General features: G+C 48.7%; 14 protein-coding genes and 2 pseudogenes. 5 read left to right on the plus strand and 11 right to left on the minus strand.

Going from position 1 to position 15448, the window contains the following annotated elements; genetic code table 11:
* The first annotated feature begins 25 nt into the window (after positions 1 to 25).
* Positions 26 to 673: an MgtC/SapB family protein gene (locus QUF14_RS21660; RefSeq protein WP_001296814.1), complete on the plus strand. Its 648-nt coding sequence runs from the start codon at positions 26 to 28 to the stop codon at positions 671 to 673.
* A gap of 42 nt (positions 674 to 715) precedes the next feature.
* On the opposite strand, the gene QUF14_RS21665 is transcribed toward QUF14_RS21660, so the two are convergent.
* From QUF14_RS21665 to arsR, 8 genes and pseudogenes are all read right to left on the minus strand, one after another.
* Positions 716 to 1246, minus strand: coding sequence for a helix-turn-helix transcriptional regulator (locus QUF14_RS21665; RefSeq protein ID WP_000478615.1), 531 nt, complete (start codon positions 1244 to 1246; stop codon positions 716 to 718).
* 155 nt (positions 1247 to 1401) lie between these two features.
* Positions 1402 to 1968, minus strand: a complete 567-nt coding sequence (slp, locus tag QUF14_RS21670) for an outer membrane lipoprotein Slp (protein WP_001057453.1) — start codon at positions 1966 to 1968, stop codon at positions 1402 to 1404.
* Positions 1969 to 2212: 244 nt separating this feature from the next.
* Positions 2213 to 2813, minus strand: a pseudogene (locus QUF14_RS21675) (hypothetical protein); the annotation flags it as partial.
* Between the two features lie 18 nt (positions 2814 to 2831).
* A protein-coding gene (locus QUF14_RS21680) for an IS3-like element IS2 family transposase (protein ID WP_286333081.1) occupies positions 2832 to 4059 on the minus strand; the annotation gives its coding sequence in 2 pieces (ribosomal slippage) (positions 2832 to 3741 and positions 3740 to 4059; 1230 coding nt in all).
* A gap of 92 nt (positions 4060 to 4151) precedes the next feature.
* Positions 4152 to 4781, minus strand: a pseudogene (locus tag QUF14_RS21685) (hypothetical protein); the annotation flags it as partial.
* 549 nt (positions 4782 to 5330) lie between these two features.
* Entirely contained in the window at positions 5331 to 5756 is a 426-nt protein-coding gene (gene arsC, locus QUF14_RS21690) for a glutaredoxin-dependent arsenate reductase (RefSeq protein WP_000065785.1), read from the minus strand.
* A gap of 12 nt (positions 5757 to 5768) precedes the next feature.
* Positions 5769 to 7058, minus strand: a complete 1290-nt coding sequence (gene arsB / locus QUF14_RS21695; protein ID WP_000922644.1) for an arsenite/antimonite:H(+) antiporter ArsB — start codon at positions 7056 to 7058, stop codon at positions 5769 to 5771.
* A 54-nt stretch (positions 7059 to 7112) separates the two neighbouring features.
* Positions 7113 to 7466 (minus strand): As(III)-sensing metalloregulatory transcriptional repressor ArsR, encoded by a 354-nt coding sequence (gene arsR / locus QUF14_RS21700; protein WP_000008961.1) that lies wholly within the window; start codon positions 7464 to 7466, stop codon positions 7113 to 7115.
* 740 nt (positions 7467 to 8206) lie between these two features.
* On the opposite strand from arsR, the gene dinQ reads away from it, so the two are divergent.
* A complete protein-coding gene (dinQ, locus tag QUF14_RS21705) occupies positions 8207 to 8290 on the plus strand; it encodes a damage-inducible type I toxin DinQ (protein ID WP_001295215.1) in 84 nt (27 codons plus the stop codon).
* A 53-nt stretch (positions 8291 to 8343) separates the two neighbouring features.
* On the opposite strand, the gene gorA is transcribed toward dinQ, so the two are convergent.
* Both gorA and rlmJ read right to left on the minus strand, forming a co-directional pair.
* Positions 8344 to 9696: a glutathione-disulfide reductase gene (gene gorA, locus QUF14_RS21710; protein ID WP_000160796.1), complete on the minus strand. Its 1353-nt coding sequence runs from the start codon at positions 9694 to 9696 to the stop codon at positions 8344 to 8346.
* A 71-nt stretch (positions 9697 to 9767) separates the two neighbouring features.
* Complete coding sequence (rlmJ, locus tag QUF14_RS21715; RefSeq protein WP_001355009.1) at positions 9768 to 10610, minus strand: 23S rRNA (adenine(2030)-N(6))-methyltransferase; 843 nt, start codon at positions 10608 to 10610, stop codon at positions 9768 to 9770.
* A gap of 202 nt (positions 10611 to 10812) precedes the next feature.
* On the opposite strand from rlmJ, the gene prlC reads away from it, so the two are divergent.
* Together prlC and rsmJ are read left to right on the plus strand one after the other, a co-directional pair.
* Positions 10813 to 12855 (plus strand): oligopeptidase A, encoded by a 2043-nt coding sequence (prlC, locus tag QUF14_RS21720; protein ID WP_024212279.1) that lies wholly within the window; start codon positions 10813 to 10815, stop codon positions 12853 to 12855.
* 7 nt (positions 12856 to 12862) lie between these two features.
* Complete coding sequence (rsmJ, locus tag QUF14_RS21725) at positions 12863 to 13615, plus strand: 16S rRNA (guanine(1516)-N(2))-methyltransferase RsmJ (protein ID WP_000686622.1); 753 nt, start codon at positions 12863 to 12865, stop codon at positions 13613 to 13615.
* Between the two features lie 48 nt (positions 13616 to 13663).
* Here the strand turns inward: rsmJ and dtpB are convergent, their stop codons facing one another.
* Entirely contained in the window at positions 13664 to 15133 is a 1470-nt protein-coding gene (gene dtpB, locus QUF14_RS21730) for a dipeptide/tripeptide permease DtpB (RefSeq protein ID WP_001098658.1), read from the minus strand.
* Positions 15134 to 15298: 165 nt separating this feature from the next.
* On the opposite strand from dtpB, the gene QUF14_RS21735 reads away from it, so the two are divergent.
* Positions 15299 to 15352, plus strand: coding sequence for a hypothetical protein (locus QUF14_RS21735; protein WP_212591402.1), 54 nt, complete (start codon positions 15299 to 15301; stop codon positions 15350 to 15352).
* Positions 15353 to 15448 lie beyond the last annotated feature (96 nt).

Raw genomic sequence — 15448 nt, forward strand, 5'->3', positions numbered from 1 at the left:
TTGCTGCTCCTTTTTGCATTTTTATATGACAGCAGAATTTATTATACGTCTTATACTCGCAGCAATTGCCTGTGGCGCTATTGGCATGGAAAGGCAAATGCGCGGCAAAGGAGCAGGGTTACGCACACATGTATTAATTGGCATGGGAAGCGCCCTGTTTATGATTGTTTCGAAATATGGTTTTGCTGACGTGCTGTCTTTAGATCACGTCGGACTGGACCCCAGCCGTATTGCTGCTCAGGTAGTGACGGGTGTTGGGTTTATCGGTGCGGGTAACATTCTTGTTCGTAACCAAAATATTGTGGGTCTGACGACGGCAGCCGATATCTGGGTGACTGCCGCCATTGGTATGGTTATTGGTAGCGGTATGTACGAACTGGGTATTTATGGTTCAGTGATGACCTTACTGGTGCTGGAAGTCTTCCATCAATTAACCTTCCGCCTGATGAATAAAAATTACCATTTACAGCTGACATTAGTGAACGGTAATACGGTATCAATGCTCGACTGGTTTAAGCAGCAAAAAATAAAAACGGATTTAGTTTCGTTGCAGGAAAATGAAGATCATGAAGTGGTCGCCATTGATATCCAGCTTCATGCCACGACGTCGATAGAAGATCTGTTGCGATTATTAAAAGGTATGGCGGGGGTGAAAGGCGTTTCAATTAGCTAATCTGTGTGGTAGCGAAATCACACTCGCCACCCTACTGGAAATTCACACCAGATAATCAATATGCTGATGGCGTACCAACTCATTGATCCGCTTAAGATTGAGGATCATCATGATATTGTGTTTATGGCAGTAGAACGTTTTTAGCGATATTTTCAGTTTCTCCAGAATATCTTCCGTTGTCATTTGATTCGCAATGCAGCTTAGAACCTGATGCTGCTTGCGCGAAAGGGACACATCCGCTTCAGGCACAGAGCAGTAACTGCCATTGATGAGTGCGACAAAGTCGATGATGGTGATAGTTCGCGGAACAAAGGTCACCGGTACTTTCCCCAGGCAGCGTTTAATATTAAAGGGAGAGAAAATAATCACATGGACAGGTTTTAATCGTTCAATCTGAGTGAGCAAATTAGAATGAAATACATTATTCATTAATGTATCAATAATGACGAAGGCATGCTGATGCAACATTACGTCGATCTCTTCTTCGTTCTGTATATGAACGACATTACCTTTGCTCAGAATGTTTTTCATCGCAGTGAAGAACATCGTATCCCTGGTAATTATAAGAAACATAACCGACTCCTGGTGCGGACATTAACTTTATAATCAGTTTGCCAAAGGTAATTAACAGGACAGGGCTTATAATAATAATAGTTAGCTGGCTGTGTATTAATTTAATGTAATGCATGATGCAGATGCTGAGAAAGCATCTGCATCTCTCGGTGGTGTTATTTGACCAGCTCAGGTGTTACTTGACTCACCGCATTGGTGTAGTAAGGCGCGCCCCAGCCCGGTTCCGGCCAGAATGCACCATAGCCGTAATCCCACAGGTTATAGGTGGTATTAACCACTTCTCTCAAATGCCACACCTGGATTCCCTGCATATTCACTTCCAGGAAGTTATACGGGACTTTATTGATAAAGCCAGGTTGTTCACCCTGAATGGTACCGAGGATGGTAACAAAGTGATTACGATAGTTCACTGGATCAAGGAAGCCGCTTTGTCTGGCGAGCAGTCGGCCCTGATAGTTGGCTTCAATATCAGGCTTCGCATAGCTATCCAACGGTAATACAGCGATTTCTAACAACGTATCCGTTTTGCCATTGATAACGTTGATAACCTTCCCGCCAAAGCGCGCTTGTTGACCAACATATAACCCCGGCTGGTTATGAACAGCAACAAAACTTTTTTGAATATCAGGTTGGTTATTGCCTTTGATATTTTGCGGAATTGAACTACATGCGGCAAGCAAAAATGAAAGGCTGAGGATGAGTGCACCTTTTGTCATGTTCATGTTACTATCCTTATCAACAAATATTAAAACCATAATAGATATTTCTTTATAGTTTTCATCTGATTCTGAGGCGATATGCCTGATAGTAACGTAAACCTGTCTGATGTTTATATTCCTTCAATTCAATTTAGATAATTATGGGGCGTGACATGAGTATGAAATCGCCCCATGATATTAGCGACATATTTTAATAATACTTAAAATATATTTTTATTCATTAGTTATAAAGTGCTAATATTCAAAATTATGGTATTATATTCTGGTAATGCGTCGATAAGCGAATTCTTTTTACCAGTTGGTAATTTTATTTCCACCCCGTAATTTATATCTTTTTCATTAGGTAGCGGCATCTTTAAATAAGGACTGTGCGATATTTTTTCGAGTTGAAGCGTCCTGTATTTAAAAGCATTGAATTCATCTTTAGACATTGTTGCCCATTTTTTAATTTTATTGTATAGGTGGTCTGTCGTAACAATTTGAAGTTGCTCGTAACATTCCTTTTGGAATTCTTGCTGATATTTTAATATATCTTTAAATGTAAGGTTTTTTACCTTTGTCTTTAAAAGTTGTATTATCGTTGAAGCAATTTCAGATTTTGCTCGCAAAGATTCATCATTAATAGTTAACAGTGTTGAAAACAATCCATCAATTTGTTTGTCAAGGTGCTGATCATAGTTATGTAATTTGGGGATGGGATGTTTTTTATGTAAAAAAATAGTGTTTAATAAATTTGCGTCAGTGAAATCTATATTGAGCAAATCTTCATAATAAAATTTTGACAAGGTCAGAACGAGCCCTGACATGTCTTGTCCTGTCATATTGAAATTAATAAAGTCACATCCAGAAAATACATGGATTTGCCCCTATATTTCCAGACATCTGTTATCACTTAACCCATTACAAGCCTGCTGCCGCAGATATTCCCGTGGCGAGCGATAACCCAGCGCACTATGCGGATGCCATTCGTTATAATGCTCGAACGCCTCTGCAAGGTTCTTTGCTGCCGTTAACCCGTCTGGTTTGGGCATGATACTGATGTAGTCACGCTTTATCGTTTTCACGAAGCTCTCTGCTATTCCGTTACTCTCCGGACTCCGCACCGCCGTGTTCTTCGGTTCAAGTCCCAACATCCGGGCGAACTGGCGTGTTTCATTAGCCCGGTAGCATGAACCATTATCCGTCAGCCACTCCACTGGAGACGACGGAAGATCGTTGCCGAAGCGGCGTTCCACCGCTCCCAGCATGACGTCCTGTACTGTTTCACTGTTGAAGCCGCCGGTAGTGACCGCCCAGTGCAGTGCCTCACGATCACAGCAGTCCAGCGCGAACGTGACACGCAGTCTCTCTCCGTTATCACAGCAGAACTCGAACCCGTCAGAGCACCATCGCTGATTGCTTTCTTTCACGGCCACTCTGCCTGTATGTGCCCGTTTCGATGGCGGTACAGCAGGTTTTCGCTCAAGCAACAGCGCATTCTGGCGCATGATCCGGTAAACACGTTTGGCATTGATCGCAGGCATACCATCAAGTTCTGCCTGTCTGCGAAGCAGCGCCCATACCCGACGATAACCATACGTGGGCAGCTCTCCGATAACATGGTGTATACGGAGAAGCACATCCGTATCATCAGTGTGACGACTGCGGCGGCCATCCATCCAGTCATCGGTTCGTCTGAGAATGACGTGCAACTGCGCACGCGACACCCGGAGACAACGGCTGACTAAGCTTACTCCCCATCCCCGGGCAATAAGGGCGCGTGCGCTATCCACTTTTTGCCCGTCCATATTCAACGGCTTCTTTGAGGAGTTCATTTTCCATCGTTTTCTTGCCGAGCAGGCGCTGGAGTTCTTTAATCTGCTTCATGGCGGCAGCAAGTTCAGAGGCAGGAACAACCTGTTCTCCGGCGGCGACAGCAGTAAGACTTCCTTCCCGGTATTGCTTACGCCAGAGAAATAACTGGCTGGCTGCTACACCATGTTGCCGGGCAACGAGGGAGACCGTCATCCCCGGTTCAAAGCTCTGCTGAACAATTGCGATCTTTTCCTGTGTGGTACGCCGTCTGCGTTTCTCCGGCCCTAAGACATCAATCATCTGTTCTCCAATGACTAGTCTAAAAACTAGTATTAAGACTATCACTTATTTAAGTGATACTGGTTGTCTGGAGATTCAGGGGGCCAGTCTAATACATTCATCCTGTTTTCATTTTCACTATGCGCAACATACAATTTGGCCAGTTTCAGATACAAGCTTTGAATGTCTTTTATCTCAGATGGTAAGTCTGCTCGTTGCCCAGCGAAAATGTTATTATCTGAGCAAACAGTTTGGATGCTGAATGTTTTAGGGATTTCCTCTTCTATGAGAATTCTTGTTGTGATTGGTCTGTTGGGTGTTGGATTAACGACTACAATGATTTGACATTCAGAATCTTTATCTTCTTGGTATATAATTTTATTTATCTGATTAAATATTGTTTGCGTCTGTTGCGTGAGTGGCTTTGAATCTATCGATTCAATGTTATTAATAATATTCACAAGTTGATCTACAACTCGTGAATATTCTGCATCTGTAAATGGGGGGATTGTGTGGCACTCATTAATTTGTTGTGATTGTTTTTGCGCAAAATATAATTGTTCAGGATGGTTTTCTTCACCTGGGAATGAGAAATTAATGAGTTGTTTTTCGCTATTATCATAAGGGCGCTTTGAAGTCTCCGGGGCTTTAACATCATTAAATATTTTGTCGGTATTTATAGTACAATTATAAATATCACCATTATATATATTTATTATACCGGGGGTAAAATCAATTGACATAACATTCCTTATTGATCATCTTTTTTTTTTGCAAAATGTTTAGTTAATATGATAATTAGAGATATGAAATGATTTCCTTCAATGCAGCTATAAATACGATGCGACATATCTTCCTGATATAATTATCTTTAACTTCCATTTTATTTCTATGTGGTAATGTTTGAGTATAAAAAGGCAGTGATAGTATCGTAAAATAATGCGCTAGCAACTATCAAAAAACGCTCATTTTAAAAGGTTATGATATGCTTTGAAGGTGTGTGATGTGAAATTTTAGTGATCTTTTTTAAGTGTAGTAATAAAATTGGTTAAGCTGTATTGAAATTATTTAAAGAAGTGTTGCATTAGTATCTGAAATTTTTCCTTTAAAAGGGAGGATGAGACAAAAATGCGCAGCTTCGGCGCTAAAAATTCTTTAGTTTGATTTTGTTAACTTTAAAATAGCATCTGAGTCATATAGCTATACCTAAAATAACCGTCATAAATGCCACTTAGCAAAACAGATGGCGAAGGAGCCGCGGAGAACAAATAAGGGGGCATATCCCCCTTTAGTTATTTCAACCGTTTACCCGCTTCATCAACCACTTTCTCGCCATCTTCCTTGGTGAACGCGCCTTGTTGCGCATCTGGCAGAATTTCCAGCACCACTTCTGAAGGGCGGCACAGGCGAGTTCCCAGCGGCGTCACCACAATCGGGCGATTAATCAGAATCGGGTGCTGAAGCATAAAGTCGATTAACTGATCGTCAGTAAATTTATCTTCTGCAAGGCCCAGTTCCTCATACGGCTCGACGTTTTTACGCAACAGCGCGCGTACGGAAATCCCCATATCGGCAATGAGTTTGACCAGCTCATCGCGCGTTGGCGGTGTTTCCAGATAATAGATAATGGTCGGTTCTGTACCGCTGTTGCGGATCATCTCCAGCGTATTACGCGACGTGCCGCAGGCCGGGTTGTGATAAATAGTAATGTTGCTCATATCAGTATCTCATTACGATGTGAAAGAGAGACGAAGCGCCAGCGCGGTAAGCGTCACAAACAGCACCGGCAGGGTCATGATAATCCCTGTACGGAAGTAATATCCCCAGCTGATAGTCATATTCTTCTGCGAAAGTACGTGCAGCCATAGTAGCGTTGCCAGGCTACCAATCGGTGTAATTTTCGGCCCCAAATCGCAGCCAATCACGTTGGCATAAACCATCGCTTCTTTGATGACACCAGATGCCGTGCTGCCATCAATGGACAACGCGCCAACCAGTACCGTCGGCATATTGTTCATAATAGAAGAGAGGAAGGCGGTGAGGAATCCGGTGCCGAGCGTCGCCGCCCACAGGCCGTGATCCGCCAGCACGTTGAGTACGCCAGAAAGATATTCCGTTAGTCCGGCATTGCGCAGGCCGTAAACCACCAGATACATGCCGAGCGAGAAGATGACAATCTGCCAGGGGGCACCGCGCAGCACTTTACCCGTATTAATCGCATGACCGCGTTTAGCGACGGCAAATAATATCAGCGCGCCCACTGCCGCAATGGCGCTTACCGGAATGCCGAGCGGTTCCAGGACGAAAAATCCCACCAGCAGAAGCAGTAAAACAACCCAGCCAGTTTTGAAGGTGGCAGGATCTTTAACCGCTTCTACGGGAGATTTAAGCAGCGCCATGTCGTAGTTCTGCGGAATATCTTTGCGGAAATAGAGATGCAACATCACCAGGGTAGCCAGTATTGCAGCGATATCCACCGGCACCATCACCGAGGCGTATTCGCGAAAGCCGAGGCTAAAGAAATCTGCCGAAACGATATTCACCAGATTGGAGACAATAAGCGGCAGGCTGGCGGTATCGGCAATGAATCCGGCCGCCATAACAAACGCCAGCGTAGTGCCTTTGCTGAACCCTAAAGCCAGCAGCATGGCGATGACAATCGGCGTCAAAATAAGCGCCGCGCCATCATTGGCAAACAGGGCCGCAACGGTAGCACCGAGCAGGACAATCCAGGTAAACAGCAAGCGACCGCGCCCATTGCCCCAGCGTGAGACGTGCAGCGCCGCCCATTCAAAAAAGCCGGACTCATCCAGCAGCAGGCTGATGATAATGACGGCAATAAACGCAGCCGTCGCGTTCCAGACGATATTCCACACCACCGGAATATCGCCCGGATGGACCACGCCAGTAACTAACGCCAGTACGGCGCCCAGTGTCGCACTCCAGCCGATGCCTAAACCTTTCGGCTGCCAGATAACCAATACGATGGTCAGGACAAAGATAGCGCCCGCCAGTAACATCATGCCTCCTGGATAAAACACATTCGAATATTCATATGTGTTTAGATACATTTTTTAACTACAAATATTCTTACTGTCTGCGGAACAATTTTGTCTGGCGAGGTTACGGACAATCACCTGAACCTTTTCCTGTTCGCATCGCCAGGCCTGCTCAATAATTTTCGCCGCCCATGCTGGAATATGCGGCGATAAACGGTAATGAACCCACTTTCCTTGCTTGCGGTCCAGCAATAGCCCACTTTCACGCAGTAATGCCAGATGGCGGGAGATCTTGGGTTGCGACTGATCGAGGGCAGTGCAGAGATCGCAGACGCATAACTCTCCCAGCTCGCTGAGCAGTAAAACGATGCCCAAACGGGTTTCATCGGCAAGAATTTTGAAGAGTTGGATGGGTAACAGAAATGACATATTGCGCTCCTGATTGTTGCACTTAGTGTCTCTCTTCGAAGCGGATAAGTCAAAAACATATATGACTTAACGAATATGTAAGTTTGGAGAAAGGTATAGGTGTGAATTAAGCGTTGGGTGTTCATTTGAAAGGAAGTCTGAATCAGGATGTAAAAAAACCGACTTTGCGTCGGTTTTTTACTCTTCAGCCAGAGTTGGTGGCTCTGGCTGGAGTGAGAATGCCCACATCTAACGGTTCAATACTATTAGCCAGTGGCTAACATTGCAAGCGTTAGCGATTTCTTCAGCTGGCGAAGGGACAGTTTGCTATACATGGTGGTGAAAGAGGATTGATATACTTTCATCGGGTCGCTGCCGTACCAAGCCTTGTCCGAATCCGGACGTAAAAAAACCGACTTACGTCGGTTTTTTTACTCTTCAGCCCTGAGTTGGTGGCCCTGGCTGGAGTGAGATAGCCATCATCTAACACATCAATGCTAATACCATACTGAAACTATTGCAAGGACATGCTGGTTTTATAACCCGCAAGTACTGTATGATTATCCAGTTGGCTCTGAGGCATTTTCACTCTGGCAATGCGCATAAACGCTTTCAAAGTCCTGATCAGTGGTACGGGTGGTGCCGTTAACTGATGCTCTGGCCGGAGTGAGATAGTCGTCATCTAACAATGAGGCATGCGCCGTGACAGGCAGTGGATGAGTAAGCGGATGCATTCTCACTCCATCGCATGGAGAAAACGGGTGATTGATAAAGCAATCATCGTTCTTGGGGCGTTAATTGCGCTGCTGGAACTGATCCGCTTCCTGCTTCAGCTTCTGAACTGATAGCGGAAACGTAACTAAGGGCAAAGAGCACACCACTCTTTGCCCTTTAACATTTAACGCATGGTAACGAACTCTTCTGCCGCCGTTGGGTGAATGGCGACGGTATTGTCGAAGTCTTTTTTGGTTGCGCCCATCTTCAGCGCCACTGCGAAGCCCTGCAACATTTCATCCATACCAAAGCCAATGCCATGAATACCGACAATCTTCTCTTCCGGTCCAACGCACACCAGCTTCATGCGGCACGGCTGGCGGTGAGTGGTGACGGCGGTATACATCGCGGTGAAAGAGGATTTATACACTTTCACCTGATCGTCGCCGTATTGCTCGCGCGCCTGCGGTTCCGTTAAACCAACAGTCCCAATCGGCGGATGGCTGAAGACCACGGTCGGAATATTGCTGTAATCCAGATGCTCATCCGGCTTGTTATTAAACAGGCGTTCAGAGAGGCGGCGGCCTGCTGCAACTGCCACCGGTGTCAGTTCCACTGCGCCCGTGTTATCGCCCACCGCGTAAATACCTTCAACGCTGGTATTTTGATATTTATCGACGACGATATAGCCTTTTTCGTTGGTTTTAACGCCAGCGGCTTCCAGATTGATGTTGTCATTGGCAGGCTCACGACCAATCGCCCAAATCAGGCAATCCACCGTTTCACTGCGACCATCTTCCAGCTCCAGCGTCAGGCTGCCGTCGGCATTTTTCACCACCGCTTTCGGGATGGCGTTGGTATGCAACTGTGGGCCTTCGGCGTTCATCACTTCGACCAGCGTTTCAGAGATCATCGGGTCGAAGCTGCGCAGCGGCGCATGTTTACGAACAAACAGATGCGTTTTCGCGCCGAGGCCGTTAATCACACCCGCCAGTTCAACGGCGATGTAACCCGCGCCAACAACCGCTACACGCTCTGGCAAAGCAGGAAGGGCGAAGAAGCCATCGGAATCAATACCGTATTCCACGCCCGGAATATCCGGGTGGCTCGGGCGACCGCCGGTGGCGATCAGGATATGATCGGCCGTGATGGTTTCGCCGTTTACTTCAATTGTTTTGGCATCAACGAAGCGGGCAAAGCCTTTGATTACATCAACGTTATTTTTACCGAGCACGTTTTCATAGGAGGTATGAATACGGTCGATATAGGCGGTACGGCTGGCGATCAACGTTTCCCAGTTGAACTTATTGATGGTGGTATCGAAACCATAATCCGGGCCGTACATGTGGATCGCTTCACGGATTTGCGCCGCGTGCCACATCACTTTTTTCGGCACGCAGCCAACATTCACGCAGGTGCCGCCCAGTTCTTTGGCTTCAATCAGCGCGCATTTCTGACCGTACATAGCCGCGCGGTTGATGGAGGCGATACCGCCGCTGCCGCCGCCGATGGCGATGTAATCATAGTGTTTAGTCATGACATATTGTCCTTATCGTTGATTACCGCGATTGTAGCGCGAGACGTAATAGGTGCCAGCGATGGCTGCAATTACTCTGGCACGATCCAGCTTACGGTGGCATGCCCGGTGCCAGCCGGAACCAGTTTGCTGTGCAACCACGGCAACACGTTATTCATCTGCTGTTCCAGTTTCCACGGCGGGTTAATCACAATCATGCCGGAAGCGGTCATGCCACGGCGATCGCTGTCTGGCAGTACCGCCAGTTCAATTTGCATAATCTTGCGAATACCGGTCGCTTCCAGCTCGTGGATCATGCGCTTGATTTGCTGACGCAGCACCACTGGATACCACAGCGCGTAGACGCCTGTGGCAAAACGTTTATATCCCTCGTTAATGCCGCTGACCACCGCCTGATAGTCGGTTTTCATTTCATACGGCGGGTCGATAAGGATTAAACCACGGCGAGAAACCGGCGGCAGCTTGGCTTTAAGCTGCTGGAAACCGTCGGCTTTTTCCACACGCGCACGGCTGTCTTTCTGAAATTCAGCACGCAGCAACGGGTAATCGCTCGGGTGCAGCTCGGTCAGTTGCAGACTGTCCTGCTCGCGCAGTAGCTGGCGAGCAATCAACGGCGAACCTGGGTAGTAACGTAACTGCCCGCTACGGTTAAAATGTTCCACCACGCTGATGTACGGTTCCAGCTCCGCAGGCAGATCGTCCTGCTGCCAGATACGGGCGATACCTTCGAGATATTCGCCGGTACGCTCGGCATGTTCACTGCCTAACTGATAACGCCCCGCACCCGCGTGGGTATCCAGATAGAGAAACGGTTTATCTTTCTCTTTCAGTGACTCGATGATCAGGCTCTGAACGGTATGTTTAAGGACGTCGGCGTGGTTGCCAGCGTGAAAGCTGTGGCGATAACTGAGCATGGGTAAAGGTGTTCCGGTAAGTAAAAATCGGCCCGTATTCGGGGCGCACAAAAGCCTATCAGGACAGTATACCGAAAAGAGGCCGTCGCCGCGAAAGCGTAACGTTTCTCATTGAAATTCACTACACTTAACCCCATGCTACACACATTATGTAAAGCGCCTGTTGAGCGCTTCCTTAACCTCTTTAACCAGGACTGCGCTAATGACGAATCCGTTACTGACTCCCTTTGAATTGCCTCCGTTTTCTAAAATTCTCCCGGAACATGTCGTTCCAGCCGTGACGAAGGCATTGAATGACTGCCGCGAAAATGTGGAGCGCGTAGTAGCGCAAGGGGCACCGTACACCTGGGAAAATCTCTGCCAGCCGCTGGCGGAAGTAGACGATGTGCTGGGGCGTATCTTCTCCCCGGTCAGCCACCTGAACTCGGTGAAAAATAGCCCGGAACTGCGTGAAGCCTACGAACAAACCCTGCCACTGCTGTCGGAATATAGCACCTGGGTAGGGCAACATGAGGGGCTGTATAAAGCGTACCGCGACCTGCGCGATGGTGATCATTACGCCACGCTGAATACGGCGCAGAAGAAAGCGGTTGATAACGCCCTGCGTGATTTTGAACTCTCTGGCATCGGTCTGCCGAAAGAGAAACAGCAACGCTACGGCGAAATTGCTACCCGTCTTTCCGAGCTGGGCAACCAGTACAGCAACAACGTCCTTGATGCGACGATGGGCTGGACCAGACTCGTTACCGACGAAGCGGAACTGGCGGGTATGCCAGAAAGCGCGCTGGCGGCGGCAAAAGCCCAGGCCGAAGCGAAAGAACTGGAAGGCTACTTGCTGACGCTGGATATCCCAAGCTATTTGCCGGTAATGACCTACTGCGACAACCAGGCCTTGCGTGAAGAGATGTATCGCGCTTACAGCACCCGCGCTTCCGATCAAGGCCCGAACGCCGGTAAGTGGGACAATAGCAAGGTGATGGAAGAGATCCTCGCTCTGCGTCACGAACTGGCGCAACTGCTGGGCTTTGAAAACTACGCCTTTAAATCTCTGGCTACCAAAATGGCGGAGAACCCGCAGCAGGTGCTTGATTTCTTAACCGATCTGGCAAAACGCGCCCGTCCGCAGGGTGAAAAAGAGCTGGCACAGCTGCGCACCTTCGCCAAAGCCGAATTTGGCGTCGATGAGTTGCAGCCGTGGGATATCGCTTACTACAGCGAAAAACAAAAACAGCACCTCTACAGCATCAGCGACGAACAGCTGCGTCCGTACTTCCCGGAAAACAAAGCGGTTAACGGCTTGTTTGAAGTGGTGAAACGTATTTACGGCATCACCGCCAAAGAGCGCAAAGATGTTGATGTCTGGCACCCGGATGTCCGTTTCTTCGAACTGTATGACGAGAACAACGAACTGCGCGGCAGCTTCTACCTCGACCTGTATGCCCGTGAAAACAAACGCGGCGGGGCGTGGATGGATGACTGCGTAGGCCAGATGCGTAAAGCCGATGGTTCTCTGCAAAAACCGGTCGCGTATCTGACCTGTAACTTTAACCGCCCGGTAAATGGTAAACCGGCGCTGTTCACTCACGACGAAGTGATCACGCTGTTCCACGAGTTCGGTCACGGCCTGCACCATATGCTGACCCGCATTGAAACCGCCGGTGTATCCGGGATCAGCGGGGTACCGTGGGATGCGGTCGAACTGCCGAGCCAGTTTATGGAAAACTGGTGCTGGGAGCCGGAGGCGCTGGCGTTTATCTCCGGTCACTATGAGACTGGCGAACCGCTGCCGAAAGAACTGTTGGATAAAATGCTGGCGGCGAAGAACTACCAGGCGGCGCTGTTTATTCTGCGTCAGCTGGAGTTCGGCCTGTTCGATTTCCGTCTACATGCAGAATTCCGTCCGGATCAGGGGGCGAAAATCCTCGAAACTCTGGCAGAAATCAAGAAACTGGTTGCCGTGGTACCGTCTCCGTCCTGGGGCCGCTTCCCACATGCATTTAGCCATATTTTCGCTGGTGGTTATGCGGCAGGTTACTACAGCTACCTGTGGGCCGATGTGCTGGCGGCAGATGCCTTCTCGCGTTTTGAGGAAGAGGGCATTTTCAACCGTGAAACCGGACAGTCGTTCCTCGACAACATTCTGAGCCGTGGTGGTTCAGAAGAGCCGATGGATCTGTTCAAACGCTTCCGTGGTCGTGAACCACAACTGGATGCGATGCTGGAGCACTACGGCATTAAGGGCTGATCATTCAGTGAAAATCTGCTTAATTGATGAAACAGGCACCGGAGACGGTGCCTTATCTGTTCTGGCGGCTCGCTGGGGGCTGGAACATGATGAAGACAACCTGATGGCGCTGGTGTTAACACCGGAGCATCTGGAACTGCGCAAGCGTGATGAGCCAAAACTTGGCGGCATCTTTGTTGATTTTGTTGGCGGAACGATGGCGCACCGTCGCAAATTTGGCGGTGGACGCGGTGAGGCGGTGGCGAAAGCGGTGGGCATTAAAGGCGATTATTTGCCGGACGTAGTAGACGCTACCGCAGGACTGGGGCGCGATGCCTTTGTGCTGGCTTCGGTCGGCTGTCGTGTGCGGATGCTGGAGCGTAATCCAGTCGTTGCCGCGCTGCTCGACGACGGCCTGGCGCGTGGTTATGCGGATGCGGAAATCGGCGGCTGGTTGCAGGAGCGTTTGCAATTAATTCACGCCTCCAGCCTGACGGCGCTGACTGATATTACCCCACGCCCGCAGGTGGTCTATCTCGACCCGATGTTCCCGCATAAGCAGAAAAGCGCGCTGGTGAAAAAAGAGATGCGCGTGTTCCAGTCGCTGGTGGGGCCGGATCTCGACGCTGATGGATTGCTGGAGCCTGCACGCTTGCTGGCGACCAAACGCGTGGTGGTAAAGCGCCCGGACTACGCGCCGCCGCTGGCGAATGTCGCCACGCCAAACGCGGTTGTCACCAAAGGGCATCGCTTTGATATTTATGCAGGTACGCCGGTGTGAAAGTAAAGCAGGGTAGTGTTATTGCTACCCTGTGTTCTGCAAGAATAATTAATGGCTTTCCGGCGTCTCAATCATGCGTTTCAGCCACGGCACCATCAACAGCATCACTACTGCAACGCCCAGCGTAACCAGGCCAATTTTACCAAACACGCTGGTATAGACGGGCAACGTCTCAAGCGGATCGGTAATGTTGTCTGGTACTGCGGTAAATGTTGCCACATAGCCGCCAAGCAAGAACGCGGCAGCCTGCGTCAGGAACCACATCCCGAGAATAAAGCCCATCAAATGCTGCGGCACCAGGGCAGCAATCATCGCCAGGCCAAGGGCGCTAATAAACAGTTCACCCAGGCTCTGGAACAAGTAAACCAGCACGATAAACCACGGCGATGTCAGTCCTTGTGCATCAGCAAACCACATTCCCGCAGCGGCAGCCGTCAAAAAGCCCAGCGAGCACATAAACATACCGAGAGTAAATTTCATCGGCATCGAGAGGTCTTTGCCTTTGTTACCCAAATGCGTGTAGATACCTGCCAGTATTGGGCTGGCGAGTACCACCCAGAACGGGTTAAGCGCCTGGAAGCTGACCGGGTTGATGGAAAAGCCGAGAATTTCATGATGCACGTTGTTGATGGCAAAGAAGTTCAGCGACGTTGGCATCTGGGCGTAGAGAATGTAAAACACCACCGCTTCGAGCATCAGGACAAAGGCAACAAACATTTTATTGCGCCCGGTTTTATCCAGCTTGAATGCCTGACGAAAGAAGATGATGGTGACGATGATGGAGAGAACAATCAGCACCAGATTGGCGACTTCTACGTTGTGCATCAGCCATGCACAGACGAAGATCATCACCACGCTGCCAAGTAATACGTACAACAGTTTGCTGAAGCTCATCGGCTTGAAGTCGGGTTCAGAACCAATGTTTTTCACCATTCCACGACAGGCGATGTAAACCAATAGCGCGATAATTAACCCCGCACCGCACAGGTTGTAGGTGACTGAATAGCCGAATCTATCAGCGATCACAGGGGCCAATGATAACGCTATCAACGAGCCGATATTGATCGACATATAGAACAGGGTGAATGCGCCATCAAGCCGCGGATCTTTCGGTGGATAGCACTTCGAAAGCAAGCTGGCAGGGTTAGCTTTAAACAGGCCGTTACCGACAGCGATAGTGCCCAGGGCGATGAAAATCAGGTCAGGCTTAAGTAGCGACATCCCGGTCATGAAGTAGCCAATCGCCAGCACAAGCGCTCCGAGAACAATGGTGCGTTTGGTCCCCAGCAGGTGGTCGCCGACATAGCCGCCAATGGAAATGAGGCCATAGACCAGCGCAGCAAACGCACCAAAAGTGACAAAAGCCTGCTCTTGCGAGAATCCAAGCTGTTTAACGAAGAAAACCGCCAGTACGCCCTGCACGCCGTAGTAGCCGAATCGCTCCCATAACTCGACAAAAAAGATCATGAAAAATGGGCGAGGTTGCTGCAGCATCCCCATGGGTGTTGTTGTATTCATATTTATTAACCTTCCAATACCATCCTGAAAAGTATGAACGCGTAAGGGATAACGCGCGAAAAAGTTTACATCTGTCAGAGATTCTTAATATTGATGCGGTGAATAGATTAATACACTATTACAACAGAAAATAACCAGCTGATCACACTAATGATGGAAAATATGATGGTGTTAAATGTTGTATTGGCTGGGGATTTTGATTGCGTACGCAGATCGTAGGCCAGATAAGGCGTATACGCTGCATCAGGTAACAAGGCGCGCCAAAAAGCAAAACGCCCGCATATGCGGGCGTTCAGGCACACGTCGTGGAGGGAA

Source organism: Escherichia sp. HH091_1A, from assembly GCF_030295175.1.
GTDB lineage: Bacteria > Pseudomonadota > Gammaproteobacteria > Enterobacterales > Enterobacteriaceae > Escherichia > Escherichia coli_F.

Excerpts from the sequence above, each read along its gene's own strand:
- QUF14_RS21660 (WP_001296814.1), top strand. The coding sequence starts at position 26 with ATGACAGCAGAATTTATTATACGTCTTATACTCGCAGCAATTGCCTGT.
- QUF14_RS21665 (WP_000478615.1), bottom strand. The coding sequence starts at position 1,246 with ATGTTTCTTATAATTACCAGGGATACGATGTTCTTCACTGCGATGAAA.
- slp (WP_001057453.1), bottom strand. The coding sequence starts at position 1,968 with ATGAACATGACAAAAGGTGCACTCATCCTCAGCCTTTCATTTTTGCTT.
- arsC (WP_000065785.1), bottom strand. The coding sequence starts at position 5,756 with ATGAGCAACATTACTATTTATCACAACCCGGCCTGCGGCACGTCGCGT.
- arsB (WP_000922644.1), bottom strand. The coding sequence starts at position 7,058 with ATGTTACTGGCGGGCGCTATCTTTGTCCTGACCATCGTATTGGTTATC.
- arsR (WP_000008961.1), bottom strand. The coding sequence starts at position 7,466 with ATGTCATTTCTGTTACCCATCCAACTCTTCAAAATTCTTGCCGATGAA.
- gorA (WP_000160796.1), bottom strand. The coding sequence starts at position 9,696 with ATGACTAAACACTATGATTACATCGCCATCGGCGGCGGCAGCGGCGGT.
- rlmJ (WP_001355009.1), bottom strand. The coding sequence starts at position 10,610 with ATGCTCAGTTATCGCCACAGCTTTCACGCTGGCAACCACGCCGACGTC.
- prlC (WP_024212279.1), top strand. The coding sequence starts at position 10,813 with ATGACGAATCCGTTACTGACTCCCTTTGAATTGCCTCCGTTTTCTAAA.
- dtpB (WP_001098658.1), bottom strand. The coding sequence starts at position 15,133 with ATGAATACAACAACACCCATGGGGATGCTGCAGCAACCTCGCCCATTT.